Genomic DNA, 18,272 nt, shown 5'->3' on the forward strand with positions numbered 1-18,272 from the left:
GCCGGATCGCGGGTCCGGCGTGCCGTCTGCCTTTGGAAAGGATGAGAAATGGCAATGGTCGGAAAGCTCTATCAAGGCTTCCTATATGCGATGGCGGGCATCGCGGGGTTCATGCTGGTCTGGCTGATGATTTCGGTCACCCTGTCCGTGGTGATGCGCAATGCTGGGCTTCAGCCCTTTGCCTGGCTTTTCACCTCATCCGAATACGCCATTTTGTACATGACCATGATGGGCGCCCCCTGGCTGGTGCGGGAAAAGGGCCATGTGCATATCGAACTGATCACCGCTGCATTGCCCGCTGAGGTGCGCCGGGTGGTCAGCCGCCTGGTGGCCGCGCTTTGTGTTCTGGTGTCGGTGATCCTGGCCTGGAAGGGCGCAGAGCTGTTTCTGGGCAATATCGCGCGCAATGATCTGGACGTGCGCGCCTACTACTTTCCGAAATGGATCCTGACGATCGCCTTTCCGGTCAGCTTTGGACTGATGGCGATTGAATTTTCCCGTTTCGTATTTGGCAGCGACCTGATGCATTCGGGCGAAGCGGGGATACACGAATAATGGAATGGTTTGAATCACTGGCCCTGCTGCTGGGCTCGATCCTGGTTCTGATGGCCATCGGCATGCCGGTCGCGCTTGCCTTTCTGGCGGCCAATATTGTTGGCGCCTGGTTTTTCATGGGCGGTGCCAAGGGGATCACGCTGCTGCTCAACAACGGGTTTGGCGGGCTGACGAACTATGCGCTGGTGCCGATCCCGCTGTTCCTGCTGATGGGAGAGGTCTTCTTTCACACTGGCCTTGGGGCACGGATGTTCAATGCCATCGACCGGCTTCTAGGTAAGCTGCCCGGGCGGTTGTCTTATGTGACTGTGCTGGGCGGGACAGCGTTTTCAACGCTGTCCGGATCCTCCATGGGCTCGACCGCGCTGCTGGGCAGCCTAATGGTGCCCGAGATGACCAGCCGCGGATACAAGAAGCACATGTCGATCGGGCCGATCCTTGGCACCGGTGGTCTGGCGATCATCATTCCGCCCTCTGCTTTGGCGGTGCTGCTTGCGACGCTCGCCCGCATCGACGTCGGCGCGCTGCTGATCGCGGGGATCCTGCCGGGGCTGGTGTTGGCCAGCCTTTATATCGGTGTCATCTATCTGCAGACCCGCATCGATCCGACAGCTGCCCCTGCCTATGAGGTTGAGACGCTCACCTTTGGCGAAAAGGCGCGGCTGCTGTTCGGAGACGTCTTGCCCATGCTGTCGGTCATGGTTCTGATCGTCATCGGCATGGTTGGTGGGCTGATCACCCCGTCCGAGGCCGCCGCCTTTGGCGCGCTTGGGGTCCTGATCCTTGCCATTCTGTTTCGCTGTCTCAGCTGGGAGGCGATGAAGAAGTCCGTCGTCGGCGCGCTGCGAGTGACGCTGATGGCCTATCTGATCGTGTTCGGCTCAGCCACTTTCAGCCAGCTGCTGGCCTTTTCCGGTGCCTCCAGCGGGCTGATCCGCTGGGCGACCTCCTTTGATCTGGCGCCGGTTGCGATGCTGTTGGTGATGTTCTGTGTGCTGCTGCTGCTGGGCATGTTCATGGAGCAGATCTCGATGATGCTGCTGACCGTGCCGATCTTCTTTCCGCTGGCGGCCTCGCTGGGGTTCGATCCGATATGGTTCGGTTTGATCATCCTGCTGGCGTTGGAGATCAGCTTCACCACGCCGCCCTTCGGGCTGTTGCTCTTCGTGATGAAAGGGGTAGCGCCCAAGGATACCACGATGCGCGATATCTACATGTCGGCCTTTCCCTATATGGCCTGCTCGATGCTGCTGGTCGCCTTGTTGATCCTGTTTCCCCAGCTGGCGCTGTGGCTGCCGGGGTTGTGACTGCTTTGCCAAAGCGCGGCAAGCCATGGGGCAAATTGCTGTGAGCATCGCATCGTGGAAATGAAAACGCTGCCAGCATGTGTTGCTGGCAGCGTTCTTCGTTTTCATTGCTACGCCCGGGGCGGTGAGGTCAGAGCGCGAACCAGTCGGCCTCCGCCGCATCGGTGCCAAGGACCTTGATCACGAAGTCTGCATTTCCATCACCGTCCACATCGCCGACGATGCGCTGGAAATCGCCACGATCCGCGGCGCGAAGTTCCCCTGCGGTGCCGCTGAAGTGAGCACTGCCGATAAAGGTAAAGGCGTCGTCCTCTTCAGTGGAGCTGTCAGCGTCGATCCGGTCCAGTCGGATGATATCGAGATCGTCGCTCGCGAAATCGGCGATAGTGTCGGTCCCTCTCGGACCCGAAAGCCGGAAAAAGAAATCGTCGGCTCCGTCGCCACCGGTCAAAAGGTCGGCGCCGCGGCCGCCCCGCAGGATGTCATCGCCCGCGCCACCGTCCATGGTATCTTCACCAGCGCCGCCGTTCAGTTTGTCGGACCCGCGACCACCAAACAGCTTGTCGTTGCCGCCACCGCGGACCAGCACATCGTCGCCAAACCCGCCCCGCACAACGTCATTGCCCGCGCCACCTTCGAGGCTGTCATCGCCAAGGTTGCCTTTCAGCGTGTCGTTGCCTTCGCCGCCGTCAATCAGATCGTCGCCTTCGTGGCCAAGGATCAGATCATCACCGCCCCAGGAGGCGATGTAGTCGGCGTAGGAACTACCCTCGATGACGTCGTCGGTCGCCTCTGGCGCAGCGATTTCCGTGGTGCCGACATATTCATGCAGCACGTAGATGGCTTCGCGGGCGTCTTCCACCGACTGAGCCCAGTCGTTGATCCCGGCGGCCGAGCCTTCGGCCATTTCATAGCTCTCGCCATCGGCAGAGAGTGTCATGTACTCGTCCACCCAGTCCTTGCCAGTGCCAACGTCATTGACGCCATCACCGTTGCGGTCCTTGCCCCAGATCACGTCCAGCAGTGTACGCTGCACTGCCTCAAGGTCGGAGGGATCTCCGTCCATGTCCTGGTACCACTGGACCCAGGCATCTCCATAGGTGGCGATACGGTCATAGTCGAAGGTCTCTGCGCTGCCGTCGGTAAAGCCGAAATAGTCGATTGTCTGGGTGTCGCCGGAACCGGTGACTTCGTTCACCCCCATGAAGGTATGCGCGGTGAGCGTCGCGTCCATGCTGACCGGGTGGAACTTGGAGAAGACGCCGGCCAGCAGCCCGGTGGGGTTCCAGCCCGCGTTCATCAGGTCGATCAGCGATTGCGGAATGTTCCCGGCGACATTCGCCTGAACCTCGGTCCAGCTTGTTGCGCCGCCTGCGGTCATGATCAGCTTGTAAAGTGCGAGGTTCTCGCGCGGGGAATCGATCAGGACACCGTCCACCATGATGCGGCCCGACGCATCAGTCGAGATCTCGGTTCCGGCGTTGATCTTGCCAAGCGCCTCTTCCAGAGCGGATTCGACCACCTGATCGGGCGAGCGCATAATGTTTGCCCGCTCCATCTCGATTTCCTGGATGTAATCCAGCTGGTCAGCTGGGACTTCGTATTCGCCTTCTCCGCCTTCGACGAGGTGGATCGGAAAGGTCTCGCCGGTTTCAGGATTATAGCCGATCGGCACGATCTGGCCGTTCTCATCCAGCACCGGTTCACCGTTGCCGCCGCCATCACTTGGGTCAAGATCCCGGGTCAGCACCCAAAGATCACCATATAGGTCGCCTTGAGCGGCGCCGCCGGAGGTTGAAACTGAATCTGCCATAACCGTCTCCATCGTTAAGCACGCCCTGGTGCTGTCGCATTGAACGTTGGCCAGTGTATGCAAGCGCAGTCGCTACACTTTGATCGATATCATCTTTGAGTGGAAATTCTGTCGGCACAGTCCATAGCCTGATTCGCTGACGGCAATTGCACCAGCTTTTCTTACCAGCGCTGCGCCGATGTCAGCGGCTGGCAATTGCTGGGCTGGTGCGATTGGGCTGGGGGTCAACCCAGTTTACGCCATTCCTGTTGCGCGTCCATGCCTTGCCCCGGGGCAGCGGCGGCCCGTCCAGCGGCTTCTCCGGTCGCAAAGGCGGTGCCCATCACCCGAATAGAGGCATAGGCCATCGGATCAGCGCCGATGGTGCGCCCGGCGAAATAGAGGTTATCCACGCCCTTGGCGCGCAAGGCGTCCAGCGGGATGGAGGCACACCCGGTTCCGCCTACGGGGGTATAAATCGGTTGCCCGGGGACCGTGTGATCCTCCATTGGCCAAGCCGCTTTGGCCACCTCGTCGTCGCGCTGGCGGCCGGTGGCAATATCTTCTCCGGTCAGTTCATAGCGGGCTGCCGGGTGGCGGCTTTCCCGGATGCCGATCTGCGGGCCGGTCTGCACCAGATAGGCGTTTTCAAACCCAGGCACATCAGAACGCAGCAGCGCGACATAGTCGTGTGCCGCTTCGCGCGCGGCGCGTTCGGCCGTGCTGAAACTGGCGGAACTCAGATCTGGCATCGGGTGGTCGAACATCATCCACCACATCTCACCGGTGTTGGGTACTTCGGTGTAGATGCCGCCGTCATCGCGGGCAGAGGGCCAGCGTCCATTGCGCCTGTAGCGTGCAAAGGCTGCCTTGATGGCCTCGCGGTCTATTGGCTGTGACCGGTCACGCCCGGCGATCCGAATGGGTGCCGAGATTGCCTGCAGGTTGCCGTTGGTATCCCCGGTGCGGCAGGGAATACCGGCTACCAATGACAGGTTGGCATCTCCGGTGGCATCCACAAATGCCTCGGCCACCACCCGGGTTCGCCCGTCCATACCGGCCAATGTCACCGCTTCGATACGATCCGACGTGCGTGTCACAGCAGCCACGCGGGTATGGAGCAACACGTCAACGCCCTGCGCCGCCAGCACCCGGTCCAGTGCCAGTTTGACCGCTTCTGGTTCCAGAAGGATGATCCAGTTGAGCGTCGTCGGCGATTGAAACGGTGCGCAATCCAGCCCGAGGTTGCGCAGCTCATCCAGGACCAGATCGGCTACCCCTCCTACGACTTTGATGGGCTCAGGCCCCTGCTGATAAAAACCGCAGTAGGCCAGCACCTGTGCGTTGGTCGCGGCGCCGCCAAGGAAACCGTATTTTTCGACCAGTAGGACCCGCGCCCCGGACTGGGCCGCGCCAAGTGCGGCACCAACCCCCCCCTGCGCCGCCCCCTGTGATGACGACATCATAGTCGCTTTCGGGTTTTGCCATCATGTCCGCCACCCCAGCAGGCGCCGTTCGATAAACCCGATCACTGCGCTGGTGATGACGCCCAGAAGCGACAGGATCACCACGCCAGCGAACAGCCGTTCCAGATCATAAAGGGAGCCCGCTTCGAGGATATAGGCCCCGATGCCATATTCCGCGCCCAGCATTTCTGCCGCGACCAGAAGGATGATTGCGATGGCAAGGCTTATGCGAAGACCGGACAGGATCCCCGGCATGGCGCCCGGCAGAACGATCTTGCGCACGATGGACCACCAGGACAGGCCAAAGCTTTGCCCCATGCGGATCAGCGTGCGGTCGACATTGTCGACAGCGCTGTAGGTAGCGACCACCGTGGGGGTGAAGGTACCAAAGGCGATCAGCGCATATTTCGATCCCTCGCCAATCCCGAACCAGATCACGAACAGCGGCAACAGCGCGATTTTCGGAATGGGGAATATGGCCGCAACCAGCGGCACCAGCCCGGAGCGGATGTAGGAAAACAGGCCGATCAGCACCCCGATACAGATACCAAGGCAGGCGCCGATGGCAGCGCCAACCGCCAGACGGGTCAGCGACGGGCCAAGGTGTTTGAACAGCATGCCGCTGTCATACAGCTCCCGGAAGGTATCCAGCACGTCCGAGGGGCGCGGCAGGGTCAGGGCGGAAATCCAACCCGTGCGGGTGCCCCATTCCGCCAGCAGGATCAGGGCGACAAAAACGGCCACGCCGACCCAGCGACGTGAGTGCGGCGCAAAACCACCGCCCCGGAATGCGACGGGTTTTTCTTGTGTCATGTCAGACATGGATCAGCTCCGCATCTGCAGCCCGCGCCTCTTCGCGCATCAGCTGCCACAGGTGTTTCTGGTGGGCATCAAGATCAGCATCGCCAAAGGCGCGCTCGGACAGGGGTTTGTTGATTTCGACGATCTCCCGGATCTGGCCGGGGCGACGCGACAGAACCACGACCTTGTGGCCAAGTCGGACCGCTTCGGCCAAGTTGTGCGTCACGTAGACGGCAGTGAACGGCTGGCGCATCCAGAGATCGACCAGATCGTCCATCAACAATTCACGGGTCTGGCTGTCGAGCGCAGAAAGAGGTTCATCCATCAGCATCACGGCGGGCTTCACCGCAAGGGCACGTGCGATTGCGACGCGTTGCTTCATGCCACCCGACAGTTGCTTGGGCAGGGCCTGGGAGAAATCGCTGAGCTTGGTGCGGGCCAGCACATCGTCGATAATCCGCTTTGCCTCGGCGCCCTTGATGCCGTGGTCCTCCAGCACCAGCGAGATATTCCCCGAGACGCTGCGCCACGGCAGCAGGGCGAAATCCTGAAAGATATAGGTGAGCGGGTTCAGGCACCCCTCGGGCGGTGTACCCAGTTGCAGAACCTGGCCCTTACTGGGGCGCTCAAGCCCGCCGATAAAGCGCAAGAGGGTGGATTTACCGCATCCCGACGGTCCCACGATGCAAACGATCTGCCCGTCCGCGATGTCGAGAGAGATATCCCGCATCACTTCGAAATCGTTATAGGAATGGCTGATGCCGTCCAGACGGATGTCCATGCGCTGTCCTTTGACTACAGGAGAAGGACGGGCGCCCCGCAAAAAGCAAGGCGCCCGGAAGAACGTACAAGGCGTGGCTTAGGCGCCCAGCGTTTTGACGTAGGAATCGTCGACCAGCGTGTCGAGCGTGATATCGCCATCGACAAGCCCCTCGGACTGGAACCAGCTCAGCTGATCCTGAACGCTGGCGATATTCAGCGCCGCACCCTGGCTCAGCCGCATGGTGCCATTGATGATCGAGGGGGCCGCCTTTTCGCGGGGGCGATCCGTGTAGACGTATTTGTGGATCAGATCGACCATCTCGTCCTGATCCGCCGTGCCATCGATCATGGCTGCGGCATAATCATCGACCCCGCGCGAGAAGCCCTGAAGGAAGCTTTCGGTCAGTCCGCGTTCCTTGGCCGCGTTATTGGCCGAGGTGAAGACAGTGGTCACCTGATAGTCGGGAATGTAGTCCGACACGTTGCCCACCATGTGCCAGGCACCGGCGGCCGCCAGCGGTTTGGCGATATGGGGCACGATGGACCAGCCATCGACCTGGCCCGATTTCATCGCGCCGATGATCGCGCCGACCTTCTGCAGCGGCGTAAAGCTGAGATTGATGCCTTCGGCAGCGGCCATTTTGGCGCCCATGTAGTGGAAGGACGAACCCGCCTGCGTGACGGCGTATTTCTTGCCGTCCAGGTCCTTCAGCGTCTTGATACCGGCCTGATAAGAGGCATCCGAGATCAGGTACTTCTGTCCGTCGATGCCGTCCTCTTCGGTCAGGGCGCCGCCGATCACCTTGATCGCGCCCTTGTCCGCGAGGCTGATCAGCCCGCCGGAAATGGCGGTTACGGCATAATCCACATCGCCCGATGCGATGGCCACGGCCATCGGCTGCGCTGCCTGGAAGAACTCCAGTTCCACATCCAGCCCGGCATCCGCGAAATAGCCGCGCTCCTGCGCGATAAAGCTGGCAGAATGCGAGGTGAAGCGCAGCGCGCCCACCTTGATTTTCTTGTTCTGGGCCAGCGCAGGGGCGGCAAGCCCCGTCGCGGCCACGGTTCCGCCCATCAGGGCCAATGCCTTACGGCGATTGAGTTTCATCATGATCTTCCTCCCTTATAGATCAGTGTTACGCCTTCAGATCTGCTCCGATCTCTTCCTTCAGCAGGGCCAAAGCCGTGGTTTCGTCTCTGTCCAGAACCGCATCAAGCAGCGCTTTTTGCCGGGCCTTGCGAGCGGCCCAGTTCAGCTTGCCTTCGCGCAGCAGCGCCAGCCGAAAGCGGCGGCTCTGGTCGAAGAACTTGCGCTGCAAATCGATCAGGCGCGGGCTGTCGCAGGCCGCGATCAATGCCGTGGCAAAGGCGCGGCAGGCATCATCCCATTCCAGCGCCGTCAGATCGTCCGGGGTCGTGGCTACGGCGGCCTCGGCCTTTTGCAGGGCGTGATGGGCGGCAACGACCTGCCCCTCCCAGGCGACATCTCCCAGTGCGATCGCGCGCGACAGGGCGATGCTTTCAATTTCCTGCCGGACAAGTTGAATGTCGCGCAGGTCGTCCTCGGTCGCCGAGGTGACGCGAAACCCGCGCTGCGCGGCGCCTTCGACCAGACCTTCAGAGGACAGGATGCGCAGGGTTTCCCGCATGGAATGGTTGGAGCCACCATAGCGGCTGCGCAGCTCATTCAGCTTCAGCTTCTGATCCGGCAGCAGGGTGCCGAACGCGATGTCCTTCCGTAGCGAGGACGCCAGCAGTTCGACGATGGTGCTGTCTTCATTTTTCTTGCCAGAGAAGATCATTTCATTCCATATACGCAAAAATGTTGGATATTTTTAAAAGTGCCTCACATTGCTGTCAACCTTCAACTTTCGGAGCGCCGCATTATGGACATCTCAGGGACGACCAAGCTGCTGCCGATTATCGGTGCCCCCGTCGCGGGGGTGGTGTCGCCGCCGGGTATGAACGACTGGTTTCGCACCCGCGGTATCGACTGCCGGATGCTGCCCCTGGACGTTCCGGCCCCTGTGCTGACAGAGTTCTGGACGCTGCTGCGCGCCTCCGAGACGTTTCTGGGCTGCTCGATCACCTATCCGCACAAACAGGCGGCCTTTCAGGAAGCGGACCGGGTGACGGACCGGGCCGGGCGCATCAGGGCCGTGAATACCCTGCGCCGTGAGAGTGATGCGCTTGTTGGCGACATGACGGATGGGCTGGCCCTTATGGAGGCGCTGCGCGTTTCTGGGGTGCCGGTTTCTGGTCGGTCGGCGCATATCGTGGGGGCAGGCGGCGGCGCCGGTCGGGCCATTGCCGATGCGCTGTGCGAAACGGGCGTTAGCGACGTTGTTCTCAGCGACACGGATGAGGGGCGGCTGGCGGAAACGGCAGCCATCCTGCGCGCGCATTGGCCCGAGGTCCGCATTTGGGAGGAAAATCGCGCGGCAGACATTCTGATTGACGCAACCCCGACCGGGAAAGATCAGACCGCTGGTCCGCTGTTCCCGGCTGAGCGGATCAGGGAGTGCATGGCCGTGTGCGATATCGCCGGGCTACAGGGCGAAAGCAAATTCCTGCGACTGGCCGCTGAGCTGGGCAAGCAGATCGTGGACGCCGCAGCCTTGGGGCGGGGGCAAATTTCAGTTCAGACGTCTTTTGTTTTCAAGGATGCATGAGCCGACGCCGCCCTTCTCCCTTTTTTTATCTAGGTTGACACTGAAGACTAGCTGATCGTCTTGTCTGCCTTGAGCGAGGCCGCGGCGACCAGGCGGGCGTTTTCAAGGTCGTTACCTTCGGCGCGGGCCACGGCTTCGCTATGCGGGAGACCGTGGTGGAGCCATCTATCGATCAGACGTTGGCGCAAAGTGGAAAGGTCGACGTTCAGAGAAATCGAGAAGTCCCAGAAGCGGCGCAGCTCCCGCCATCCGGGGGCATCAAACAGCAGGTAATTGCCCTCGACGATGACGGTGTCGCATGTCTCGGGAAGTAGGCCCGCGCCTGCAATGGCGATGTCGCGGTCCCGATCGAAAACCGGGAAGATCACCGACGGTGCATCGGGCAGGGCGCCGATAAGGCGCAGCAATCCTTCCACGTCGAAGGTCTCCGGCGCGCCCTTTCTGTCCAGAAGACCGTGCTGGGTTAGAATGGCGTTGTCGAGATGGAAGCCATCCATTGGCACGACCTGGGTCTGGCACCCGGCCTCGTTCAGCTTGTCCGCAAGGACTGCAGCCAGCGTGGATTTGCCAGAGGCTGGCGGTCCGGCCAGAGCGACAAGTTTGCGTTGTCCGGAGCGCGGCGCTGTCAGAATGGGATCCAGCAGCCTTTCGGCGATCACTTCAGGCTCGTTCATGCCGCGTCCTGGGCAGGTGGCTCCTTGGCGCCGGTCATGAAGGCCACGGCATCGGACATGGTATAGTCCTTGGGATCGATGGTGCAGAGCCGTTTGCCCAGCCGGTGGATATGGATCCGGTCGGCGACTTCGAACACATGCGGCATGTTGTGGCTGATCAGGATGATCGGGATGCCGCGCGCCTTCACGTCCTGAATGAGTTCCAGCACCTTGCGGCTTTCCTTGACTCCCAAGGCCGCTGTCGGCTCATCCATGATGATGAACTTGGTGGCAAAGGCGGCCGCTCGGGCGACGGCGACACCCTGCCGCTGACCACCTGACAGCGTTTCGACCGGCTGCTTGATCGACTGCACCGTCATCAGGCCAAGTTCGGTCAGTTTTTCCCGCGCGAATTTCTCCATCGCCGGTTTGTCCAGCATCCGTAGGTATTTGCCCAGAAATCCGGGTTTGCGGATTTCGCGTCCGGTGAACATGTTGTCGGCAATCGACAGGGCGGGGGACAGGGCGAGGGTTTGATAGACGATCTCGATGCCCATGTCGCGGGCCTCGATGGGGGAAGAGAAACTGACCGGTTTGCCTTCGATCAGGATTTCCCCCTCATCCGGGATGGTGGCGCCGCAGATCGCCTTGACGATCGAGGATTTGCCCGCGCCGTTGTCGCCGATCACGGCCAGGATTTCCCCGGGGCGCAGTTCGAAGTCCGAATGGTTGATGGCGGTGACGTGCCCATAGCGTTTCACGATACCTTTGGCCTGAACGACTGGTGTCATGCCGAAACCCTCCTGATCCATTGGTCGATGGCGACCGCGATGATGATAAGCCAGCCGATGGCGAAGACCTGCCAGAGCACATCGACCCCGGCCATGCGCAGCCCCGACTGGAAAACGCCGACGATCAGCGCCCCGAAGAGCGCCCCAAGGATCGATCCGCGCCCGCCAAACAGCGAGATGCCACCGATTACCACGGCGGTGATGGACTGCAGGTTGCCTTCGTAAAAGGATTGCGGCGAGATCGAGCCGACCCGTCCGATCGAAGCCCAGCCCGCAATGGCGCAGACCAGACCGGCGAGCATGTAGACCGAGACCAGCGTGCGCTCGGTGCGGATGCCGGACAGTTCCGCCGCCTCCATATCGTCGCCTATGGCGTAGACGTGGCGCCCCCAGGCAGTCTTGTTCAGCATGTACCAGAGCGCAACAAAGATCACGACCATCAGGATCACGCCAAAGGTGATGCGGGCGCCGCCAATATTGAAGGCATTGCCGAAGAACTTCAGGAAAGGCGCTTGATCGTCGATGTCCTGGCTGCGGATCGACTGAGCTCCGGAGAGCCAGAGATTGAGCGCAAAGAAGATCGACCAGGTGCCGAGCGTGGTGATGAAGGGGGGCAGTTTGACCTTGGTGATCAGCAGCCCGTTCATGGCTCCCGCCGCCATGCCCCCAGCGAACCCCAACAGGATCGCAAAGGGACTGGGCACGCCCAAGTTGACCGCCAGATTGCCCATGATGACCGACATCAGCACCATGATCGCCGCAACCGACAGATCGATGCCCGCGGTCAGAATGATCAGTGACTGCGCTGCTGCGAGCATGCCGATGATCGACACTTGCTGCAGGATCAGGCTGAGGTTGAAGGCGGAAAAGAACCGCCCTCCGGCGATCAGCCCGAAGGCCAGCAGGCTGATGACCAGCACGATGACCGGCACGAAGGTTGGGTTGTTGTGCAGGATATGCTGCACCCGGCTCAGCAGCGTTGTGTTGCGAACTTCGAACTGGGCGACGCGTGTATCACTTCCCTCCAGAACCTGTTCGTAGTGTTGGCCTTTTGAGCCCATTCCGGATGTCTCTGACATGACGACCTCCCCGGCCTGAAGCCTATGCTACGGCCTCTGATACGGTCAAAGGTTTAGATTGATGGCATTTGGCCGGGGCATTTGCTGCCCCGGTCCTGTGGTGTTTGCTGGATTTAGCCCCAGCACTTCTTCAGGCCGTCGGCCGAGCTGAGCGACGGGATACCGTCGACCGGCGCATCTGTGATCAGTTCAACGCCGGTGTTGAAGAAATCCAGCCCTTCGGTGTTCGCCGGTTTGGTGCCGTTCTCGGCCCAGGCCTTGATCGCGTCGATACCGAGCGAGGCCATTCGCAGCGGAAACTGCATGGAGGTTGCGCCGATCACGCCCTCGCCGACATTCTGCACGCCGGGGCAGCCGCCATCGACGGAAACGACCAGCACATCGTCTTCACGGCCCACCGATCTGAGCGCCTCATAGGCGCCGGCAGCGGCAGGTTCGTTGATCGTGTAGACCACGTTGATGCCCGGGTCGATCTGTAGAAGGTTCTCCATCGCCGTGCGGCCACCTTCTTCGTTGCCGTTGGTCACGTCGTGGCCAACGATGCGCGGGTCATCCTCATCGCCGATGTCGGTGGGGTCCTTGATGTCGATGCCAAAGCCCTGCAGGAACCCGCCGTCGCGCAGGTAGTCCACCGAGATTTCCGAGGCGTTCAGGTCCAGGAGAGCGATCTTGGCGTTTGCAGCCTCGTCACCCAGCTTTGCTGCGGCCCACTGGCCAATCAGCACCCCGGCCTTGAAGTTGTCGGTAGCAAAGGTCGCATCGGCCACATTGGCAGGTTCGAACGGCGTGTCCAGTGCGATCACCAGCGCACCGGCGTCACGGGCCTGGGTGATGACGGGCGTCAGGGCGCGGCTGTCTGTCGGGGTGATCAGGATGCCTTTGGCCCCCGATGCAATGCAGGTCTCAACCGCTGCGACCTGGCTTTCCACGTCGCCGTCAATCTTGCCCGCATAGGTGGACAGATTGATGCCGTTTGCTTCGGCTGCGGCGGTCGCGCCTTCCTTCATCTTCACGAAGAAGGGGTTGGTGTCGGTCTTGGTGATCAGACAGGCGTTGATCTCTGCATGCGCCGCGCCAGCCACCGAGGCCAGGGCGAGCGCGGAAATGGTCATGAGTTTTTTCACGTGGTCCTCCCGAAATTATTGTTCTCAATCCGGCTGGCTCCTCTCCAACCGGACCCGCCTAGAGCGATCTGGGCAGGTCGTGAGCCCTAAAAAGCCTGATTCCTCATAGGGTGTCAATTTGTTTGTTAACTTTACTAACTAATCGCCACAGAGTATCTTTCCTGAAGAAAGGCGGCAAACTATGTTCGTCCGAATGGACCATGTCAGTATCAAAGAACGAAGTGCCGGGGTGAATCAGCGGGGTGTCCGCGATCACAACGAACGCCTCATTCTGTCCATTCTGTTTCGCCACCGCGCCGTGTCCGCCGCCGAGATCGCCCGCCGGACCGGCCTGTCCCGCCCTACGGTCTCCACCATCCTGCGCAGGCTGGAGGACGACGGCTTCGTCCAGCGGGGGGAGCCGGTCAAGGGCAAGGTCGGTAAGCCTTCGATTCCCATCGAACTCGGCTCGGAAGGGGCTCTGTCCGTGGGCATGAACCTAGGCCGCAAGAGCGCGGATCTGCTGCTGCTGGATTTTGCCGGCAACGTGCGCCAGCAGCTGCGTACGACCTATGATTATCCCATGCCGGACGCGATCTTCGAATTCCTGAAAGACGGGCTTGAAACCCTTCTGTCCGGCCTGACCGCAAAGCAGCAGGGCCGGGTCTGCGGCATCGGCATCGGGCGGCCTTTTGAGCTGTGGAAGTGGCATGATCTGACCGGAGCCGCTGCGGAAGAATTTCAATCCTGGGAAGATGTCGATTTTGCCACAGAAGTGGCCAGGTTCAGCGACCTGCCGGTTTTTGTCGTGAACGATGCCACGGCGGCCTGTCAGGCCGAGCATATGTTCGGGCGGGGCAAGGATTTCCGCGATTATGCCTATTTCTTCATTGGGTCCTTCATCGGCGGCGGGGTGGCGATGAATGGCACCGTTTTCGAAGGCAATCGGGGCAATGCCGGGGCGCTGGGATCGATGCGTACCACCGGCCCCCTGGGCGAAAGCCTGCAACTGATCGATACCGCGTCGCTGCACCTGCTTGAGGCGCGCCTGGTAGAGGCCGGGATCGGTCCCGAAATCCTCTGGCGCAAACCGCAGGACTGGAGCGGTCTGGAACGCTATGTGGAGGCCTGGATCGGCACAACGGCACAGGAGTTGGCAAAGGCATCCTTGTCGATATGCTCCGTCATCGATTTTGAAGCCATCATCATCGATGGCGCCTTCCCGGTCGCTGTGCGTGAGGAACTGGTCGAACGCGTGCGCCGCTATCTGGCCAATCAAGATAAGCGCGGTTTGATCTCGCCGCAGATCGAGGCGGGAGTTGTTGGCAAAAACGCCCGCAGCATTGGCGCTGCCGGCGGTCCGATCTTCACGCAGTTCCTACTCGATACCAACGCCGGGCTGGCCGCGCTTTGACCCGGTTTCAATGCAAAATCCCGCGCGCAGGTGCGGCAGCAGCGCAGCACTACGCGGAGCGAATGTCATGATCCTATGCTGTGGTGAGGCCCTGATCGACATGATCCCGACCCCGACCGATGGCGGGCGCGACGGGTTTGTGCCCCATTCCGGTGGCGCCGTGTTCAACACCGCCATCGCGCTTGGGCGGCTTGGCGTGCAGACCGGTATGTTGACCGGCCTGTCCCGCGACATGTTCGGTCAGCAGCTTGTCGAGGACCTGAAGGCCAGCCAGGTGGACACGGCGCATGTCATCACCTCGGATCGCCCGACGACCTTGGCCTTTGTCAAGCTGACGGATGGCCACGCGGCCTACAGCTTCTTCGATGAAAACTCGGCTGGCCGGATGCTGCTGCCTGCTGATATGCCGCTGCTGCCGGAGGATATCACGGCGCTCTATTTCGGCGGCATCAGCCTGGCCTGCGAACCCTGCGCCACCGCCTATGAGGATCTTCTGGCGCGCGAAGGCGCATCCCGCGCGGTGATGCTGGATCCGAACATCCGGCCGGGTTTTATCGAAGATATCAACCGTTTCCGCGCCCGCCTGGACAAGATGATGGCGCTGGCGGACATTGTGAAAGTGTCGGATGAAGACCTGAACTGGATTGTTCCAGGGCCGATGCCGCTGCCGGAAAAGGTTGCGGTCGTGCAAGCCAAGGGTCCTTCTGTGGTGGTCATGACCGAGGGCAGTAAGGGGGCGACGGGGTTTCTGGCGGGCGGAGTAGAGGTGTATTCGCCCGCATTGCCTGTCAAAATCGTCGACACGGTCGGAGCTGGGGACACGTTCAACGCCGGCCTGCTGGCCCGGCTCAGCGAACTGGGCGTCTTACAAAAAGCGGCCCTGCGCAACTTGCCCGCAGACATGCTTGCAAATGCGCTGTCTTTCGGCGCAGGTGTTGCCGCCGTGACCGTCTCCCGCGCGGGTGCGAACCCGCCCTGGGCGCGCGAACTCTGACAATATCGCAGCTATTGGCCTTGTTGCGCAAATGGGTCGTGGGGTTCACGGCATGAAACCAGCCTGGTAGCTTGAGGCATGAGCAGTTGGGTCTCTACGAAGTACAAGACCACGAACTGGTCGTCTTACAATGAAGCGTTGAAGCAACGCGGATCGCTAACGATCTGGTTCGATCCCGACATGGCGTGAAAGCCCCCGCCGACCGGGAAACGTGGGAGGCAGCCGAGTTTCAGCGATGCGGCGATCCAGACCTGCCGTGATGTTCGGCATGCCACTGCGGCAGACAACCGGGTTCATGCAGAGCCTTCTTCATATGGTCAGGCTGGACTGGACCGTGCCTGACTTCAGCACCTTGTGCCGCCGCCAGCGAACGCTGAACGTGAGCATCTCCTATCGCCCGCTGAACCTTCTGATCCCCTCTCAGGCATTGCTGCGCAATACCTTGCCGGGCAGCGGACAGCACCGGTATCAAGTCTGAGGGCGAAGGTGAGTGGAATGCCCGAAAGCATGGTGGCTCCAAGCGGCGGATCTGGCGCAAAATACACATCGGAATTCATGAGTAAACGCTGAAGGTCAGAGCCGTCGAGATCACCGGCGGCAATATCGGTGACGCGGCCATACTACCGGACCTGTTGGATCAGATCTGAGCGGATCAGGCCATCGCGACGGTCACCACCTATGGGGCCTACGACTCCCGTAAGTGCCACGAGGCCATTACCGCTCGAGATGCTGCCGCTGTCATCCTGCCGCGCAAGAACGCCAAACCTTGGAAACCCACCAGCGCCGGGGCCATAGTCGGCAACGAGACCGTCAATGCATCTCGATACCTCGGCGGCGCTGTTTGGCGACGATGGAGTGGATATCACCGCCGGAGCCGGGCCAAGTCAAAGATGAACTGCATCAAGCTGCTCGGCCAATCCCTGATGGTGCGTGACTTCGAGCGCCAGGTCGCGGAGCTGCAGGTCCGCATCGCCGTGCTGAACGGCTGCACTGCGCTTGGCATACCTGTCACAGTGGTTATAGGCGAAATCCGTCCGGGGAAAGGGAAGATCCACCTTCAACCGATTTGCAAAAAAAAGGCCGCAGTTGAGGTGGGTTCAGGGCCGAACAGACAGAACTCTCCCGGATTTGATCGGGATTAAAGCGTGGACATGAAACCTGTCCAAACTGTGAAAAGTTCTATCACAGGAGAGGCGGGTCATGCCCGAAGACGCAACGAAGTCACAGCACCATATCGTAGGTGGAGGTATCGCTGGTTTGTCGGCGGCGGTGTTTCTTTGCAGGGACGCAGGTGTGCATGGCGAGGACATGTGCATCTACGAACAACTCGGTATCGTCGGCGGGTCGCTTGACGGGGCGGGTGACGCAGAGACCGGCTACCTGGTCCGGGGCGGTCGAATGTTCGAGGAACACTTTGCCTGCACCTTTGATCTGCTCGAAAGTATTCCATTGACGAGCGATCCGGCGAAGTCTGCCAAGGATGATATCTTCGAGTTCAACCGAATGGTGCCGGGCTCATCCAATTGCCGCCTTATTCGGGGCGGAAAGCCGGCAGAAGATCGCTATGATCTCACACTCGGCGCGCAAGATATCGTCGATCTCAACCGACTGCTCTTGTACCCGGAAACCGGATTGGGCGCTCAAAGGATAGACGACTGGTTCCAGCCCACCTTCTTCGACAGTAATTTCTGGTTGATGTGGTCCACAGTGTTTTCGTTCCAGCCTTGGCATTCCTTGGTCGAGATGCGGCGATACCTGCGTCGCTTCATCCACCTATTCCCTGGCTTCACCCGTATCACCGGCATTCTAAGGACACGATACAATCAGTACGACTCGATGATTGCCCCGATCCTGACTTGGCTGCAGGCCCGCGGAGTACGCATCGAGACTGACAAATGCGTGACCGACGTGACGATCGAAGGCACGCGGCAGGACCGTCGTGTCACCTCTCTGACCCTGGACGATCACAAAACGGTTGAGGTCGGCTTGGACGACGGCGTCTACCTTACATTGGGGTCCATGACCGATGGATCGGTGCTCGGATCCGCGGACCGCGCACCGCTGCTCGACGAACAAGTCGCAGGTGGCTGGAGCCTCTGGCGGAAGCTGGCGTCGCAGCACGAAGGCTTTGGCAAGCCTGAAGTGTTCTGCGGCGACACAGGCAAGACCGGCTGGAACTCATTTACGGTGACGATGGACGGCCCCGATTTCTTCGAATTCATGGAGGATTTTACCAACAACCGAACTGGTACAGGCGGCTTAGTGACATTTGCCGATTCCGGTTGGACGCTATCTATTGTGCTGTTCCATCAGCCGCATTTCAGGGGGCAAAAACACGGCACCTACACCTTCTGGGGCTATGGATTACGAGGTGACCGCAAAGGAGATTTCGTGAAGAAGCCAATGTGGGAAGCGACCGGGCTGGAAATCATCGAAGAGCTTTGCGGGCATCTGCGCTTGGCGGGTGATCAGCGAAAATGGTTTGAGAGTGCGAAAATCGTTCCCTGCCGGATGCCCTACATCACAAGCCAGTTCATGCCGCGTCAAGCGGGGGACCGCCCGGATGTGCGCCCGCATGGGGCTCGCAACTTCGCCGTGATAGGACAGTATTGCGAACTCCCTCGGGACTGTGTGTTCACGGTGGAATACTCAGTTCGCTCTGCACGAACTGCGGTCGCGAGTTTGACAGGTCGTGTAACCCCGCCTCCTCCCGTGGCGCGTACCGATCTCGACCCAAGAGTGCTTATCCGCGCATCCCGTGTTCTTCTTGGAATATGACGCAATAAGGATTGCGCCGTATCTTGCCTCCGAGGCAAAAGGATCTCTGCTTCGCGCTTTTCAGGCCGCACTGACTTTCGTTGAACTGATCCTTTCGAGGAGGAA

16 protein-coding genes and 1 pseudogene are annotated in these 18,272 nt (G+C 60.6%); 7 read left to right on the plus strand and 10 right to left on the minus strand.

What is annotated here, in order from left to right; all coding sequences use genetic code 11:
* The first annotated feature begins 48 nt into the window (after nucleotides 1-48).
* The gene (locus SM763_RS19650; protein WP_065272367.1) at nucleotides 49-555 is read left to right on the plus strand and encodes a TRAP transporter small permease; all 507 of its coding nucleotides are present in this window, start codon (nucleotides 49-51) and stop codon (nucleotides 553-555) included.
* Complete coding sequence (locus tag SM763_RS19655; protein ID WP_274838020.1) at nucleotides 555-1,862, plus strand: TRAP transporter large permease; 1,308 nt, start codon at nucleotides 555-557, stop codon at nucleotides 1,860-1,862. Before SM763_RS19650 ends, SM763_RS19655 begins: the two co-directional genes overlap by 1 nt.
* Nucleotides 1,863-1,992: 130 nt before the next feature.
* Here the strand turns inward: SM763_RS19655 and SM763_RS19660 are convergent, their stop codons facing one another.
* The 6 genes from SM763_RS19660 to SM763_RS19685 form a co-directional block, all read right to left on the minus strand.
* Nucleotides 1,993-3,675 (minus strand): calcium-binding protein, encoded by a 1,683-nt coding sequence (locus tag SM763_RS19660; RefSeq protein WP_368999499.1) that lies wholly within the window; start codon nucleotides 3,673-3,675, stop codon nucleotides 1,993-1,995.
* 224 nt (nucleotides 3,676-3,899) lie between these two features.
* Nucleotides 3,900-5,117 carry an FAD-dependent oxidoreductase gene (locus SM763_RS19665; RefSeq protein ID WP_368999500.1) on the minus strand — a complete coding sequence of 406 codons (1,218 nt, stop codon included), beginning with the start codon at nucleotides 5,115-5,117 and terminating at the stop codon, nucleotides 3,900-3,902.
* Nucleotides 5,118-5,141: 24 nt separating this feature from the next.
* A complete protein-coding gene (locus SM763_RS19670) occupies nucleotides 5,142-5,942 on the minus strand; it encodes an ABC transporter permease (protein WP_274830610.1) in 801 nt (266 codons plus the stop codon).
* Nucleotides 5,935-6,702 carry an ABC transporter ATP-binding protein gene (locus tag SM763_RS19675; protein ID WP_368999501.1) on the minus strand — a complete coding sequence of 256 codons (768 nt, stop codon included), beginning with the start codon at nucleotides 6,700-6,702 and terminating at the stop codon, nucleotides 5,935-5,937. The genes SM763_RS19670 and SM763_RS19675 overlap by 8 nt, the downstream gene beginning before the upstream one ends.
* 78 nt (nucleotides 6,703-6,780) lie before the next feature.
* On the minus strand, nucleotides 6,781-7,794 hold the full coding sequence (locus tag SM763_RS19680) for an ABC transporter substrate-binding protein (protein WP_274830612.1): 1,014 nt from the start codon (nucleotides 7,792-7,794) through the stop codon (nucleotides 6,781-6,783).
* Nucleotides 7,795-7,819: 25 nt separating this feature from the next.
* Nucleotides 7,820-8,485, minus strand: a complete 666-nt coding sequence (locus tag SM763_RS19685) for a GntR family transcriptional regulator (RefSeq protein ID WP_065272374.1) — start codon at nucleotides 8,483-8,485, stop codon at nucleotides 7,820-7,822.
* An 84-nt stretch (nucleotides 8,486-8,569) separates the two neighbouring features.
* Between SM763_RS19685 and SM763_RS19690 the strand changes: the two genes are divergently transcribed.
* The gene (locus SM763_RS19690) at nucleotides 8,570-9,355 is read left to right on the plus strand and encodes a shikimate dehydrogenase family protein (protein ID WP_368999502.1); all 786 of its coding nucleotides are present in this window, start codon (nucleotides 8,570-8,572) and stop codon (nucleotides 9,353-9,355) included.
* Nucleotides 9,356-9,402: 47 nt separating this feature from the next.
* Here the strand turns inward: SM763_RS19690 and SM763_RS19695 are convergent, their stop codons facing one another.
* The 4 genes from SM763_RS19695 to SM763_RS19710 form a co-directional block, all read right to left on the minus strand.
* On the minus strand, nucleotides 9,403-10,029 hold the full coding sequence (locus tag SM763_RS19695; RefSeq protein WP_368999503.1) for a nucleoside/nucleotide kinase family protein: 627 nt from the start codon (nucleotides 10,027-10,029) through the stop codon (nucleotides 9,403-9,405).
* Complete coding sequence (locus SM763_RS19700) at nucleotides 10,026-10,820, minus strand: ATP-binding cassette domain-containing protein (RefSeq protein ID WP_065272377.1); 795 nt, start codon at nucleotides 10,818-10,820, stop codon at nucleotides 10,026-10,028. The genes SM763_RS19695 and SM763_RS19700 overlap by 4 nt, the downstream gene beginning before the upstream one ends.
* Nucleotides 10,796-11,878 (minus strand): ABC transporter permease, encoded by a 1,083-nt coding sequence (locus tag SM763_RS19705; RefSeq protein ID WP_065272378.1) that lies wholly within the window; start codon nucleotides 11,876-11,878, stop codon nucleotides 10,796-10,798. The genes SM763_RS19700 and SM763_RS19705 overlap by 25 nt, the downstream gene beginning before the upstream one ends.
* A gap of 113 nt (nucleotides 11,879-11,991) precedes the next feature.
* The gene (locus tag SM763_RS19710) at nucleotides 11,992-13,002 is read right to left on the minus strand and encodes a sugar ABC transporter substrate-binding protein (RefSeq protein ID WP_217593298.1); all 1,011 of its coding nucleotides are present in this window, start codon (nucleotides 13,000-13,002) and stop codon (nucleotides 11,992-11,994) included.
* A gap of 181 nt (nucleotides 13,003-13,183) precedes the next feature.
* Here SM763_RS19710 and SM763_RS19715 point away from each other — a divergent pair, with 181 nt between their 5' ends.
* From SM763_RS19715 to SM763_RS19730, 4 genes and pseudogenes are all read left to right on the plus strand, one after another.
* The gene (locus tag SM763_RS19715) at nucleotides 13,184-14,395 is read left to right on the plus strand and encodes an ROK family transcriptional regulator (protein ID WP_368999504.1); all 1,212 of its coding nucleotides are present in this window, start codon (nucleotides 13,184-13,186) and stop codon (nucleotides 14,393-14,395) included.
* 67 nt (nucleotides 14,396-14,462) lie between these two features.
* A complete protein-coding gene (locus SM763_RS19720; RefSeq protein WP_368999505.1) occupies nucleotides 14,463-15,389 on the plus strand; it encodes a carbohydrate kinase family protein in 927 nt (308 codons plus the stop codon).
* A 78-nt stretch (nucleotides 15,390-15,467) separates the two neighbouring features.
* Nucleotides 15,468-16,531: pseudogene (locus SM763_RS19725) on the plus strand (IS5 family transposase).
* A gap of 58 nt (nucleotides 16,532-16,589) precedes the next feature.
* Nucleotides 16,590-18,167 carry an oleate hydratase gene (locus SM763_RS19730; RefSeq protein ID WP_368999506.1) on the plus strand — a complete coding sequence of 526 codons (1,578 nt, stop codon included), beginning with the start codon at nucleotides 16,590-16,592 and terminating at the stop codon, nucleotides 18,165-18,167.
* Nucleotides 18,168-18,272 lie beyond the last annotated feature (105 nt).

It is taken from the genome of Pseudophaeobacter sp. C1-32P7, assembly GCF_041008775.1.
GTDB lineage: Bacteria > Pseudomonadota > Alphaproteobacteria > Rhodobacterales > Rhodobacteraceae > Phycobacter > Phycobacter gallaeciensis_A.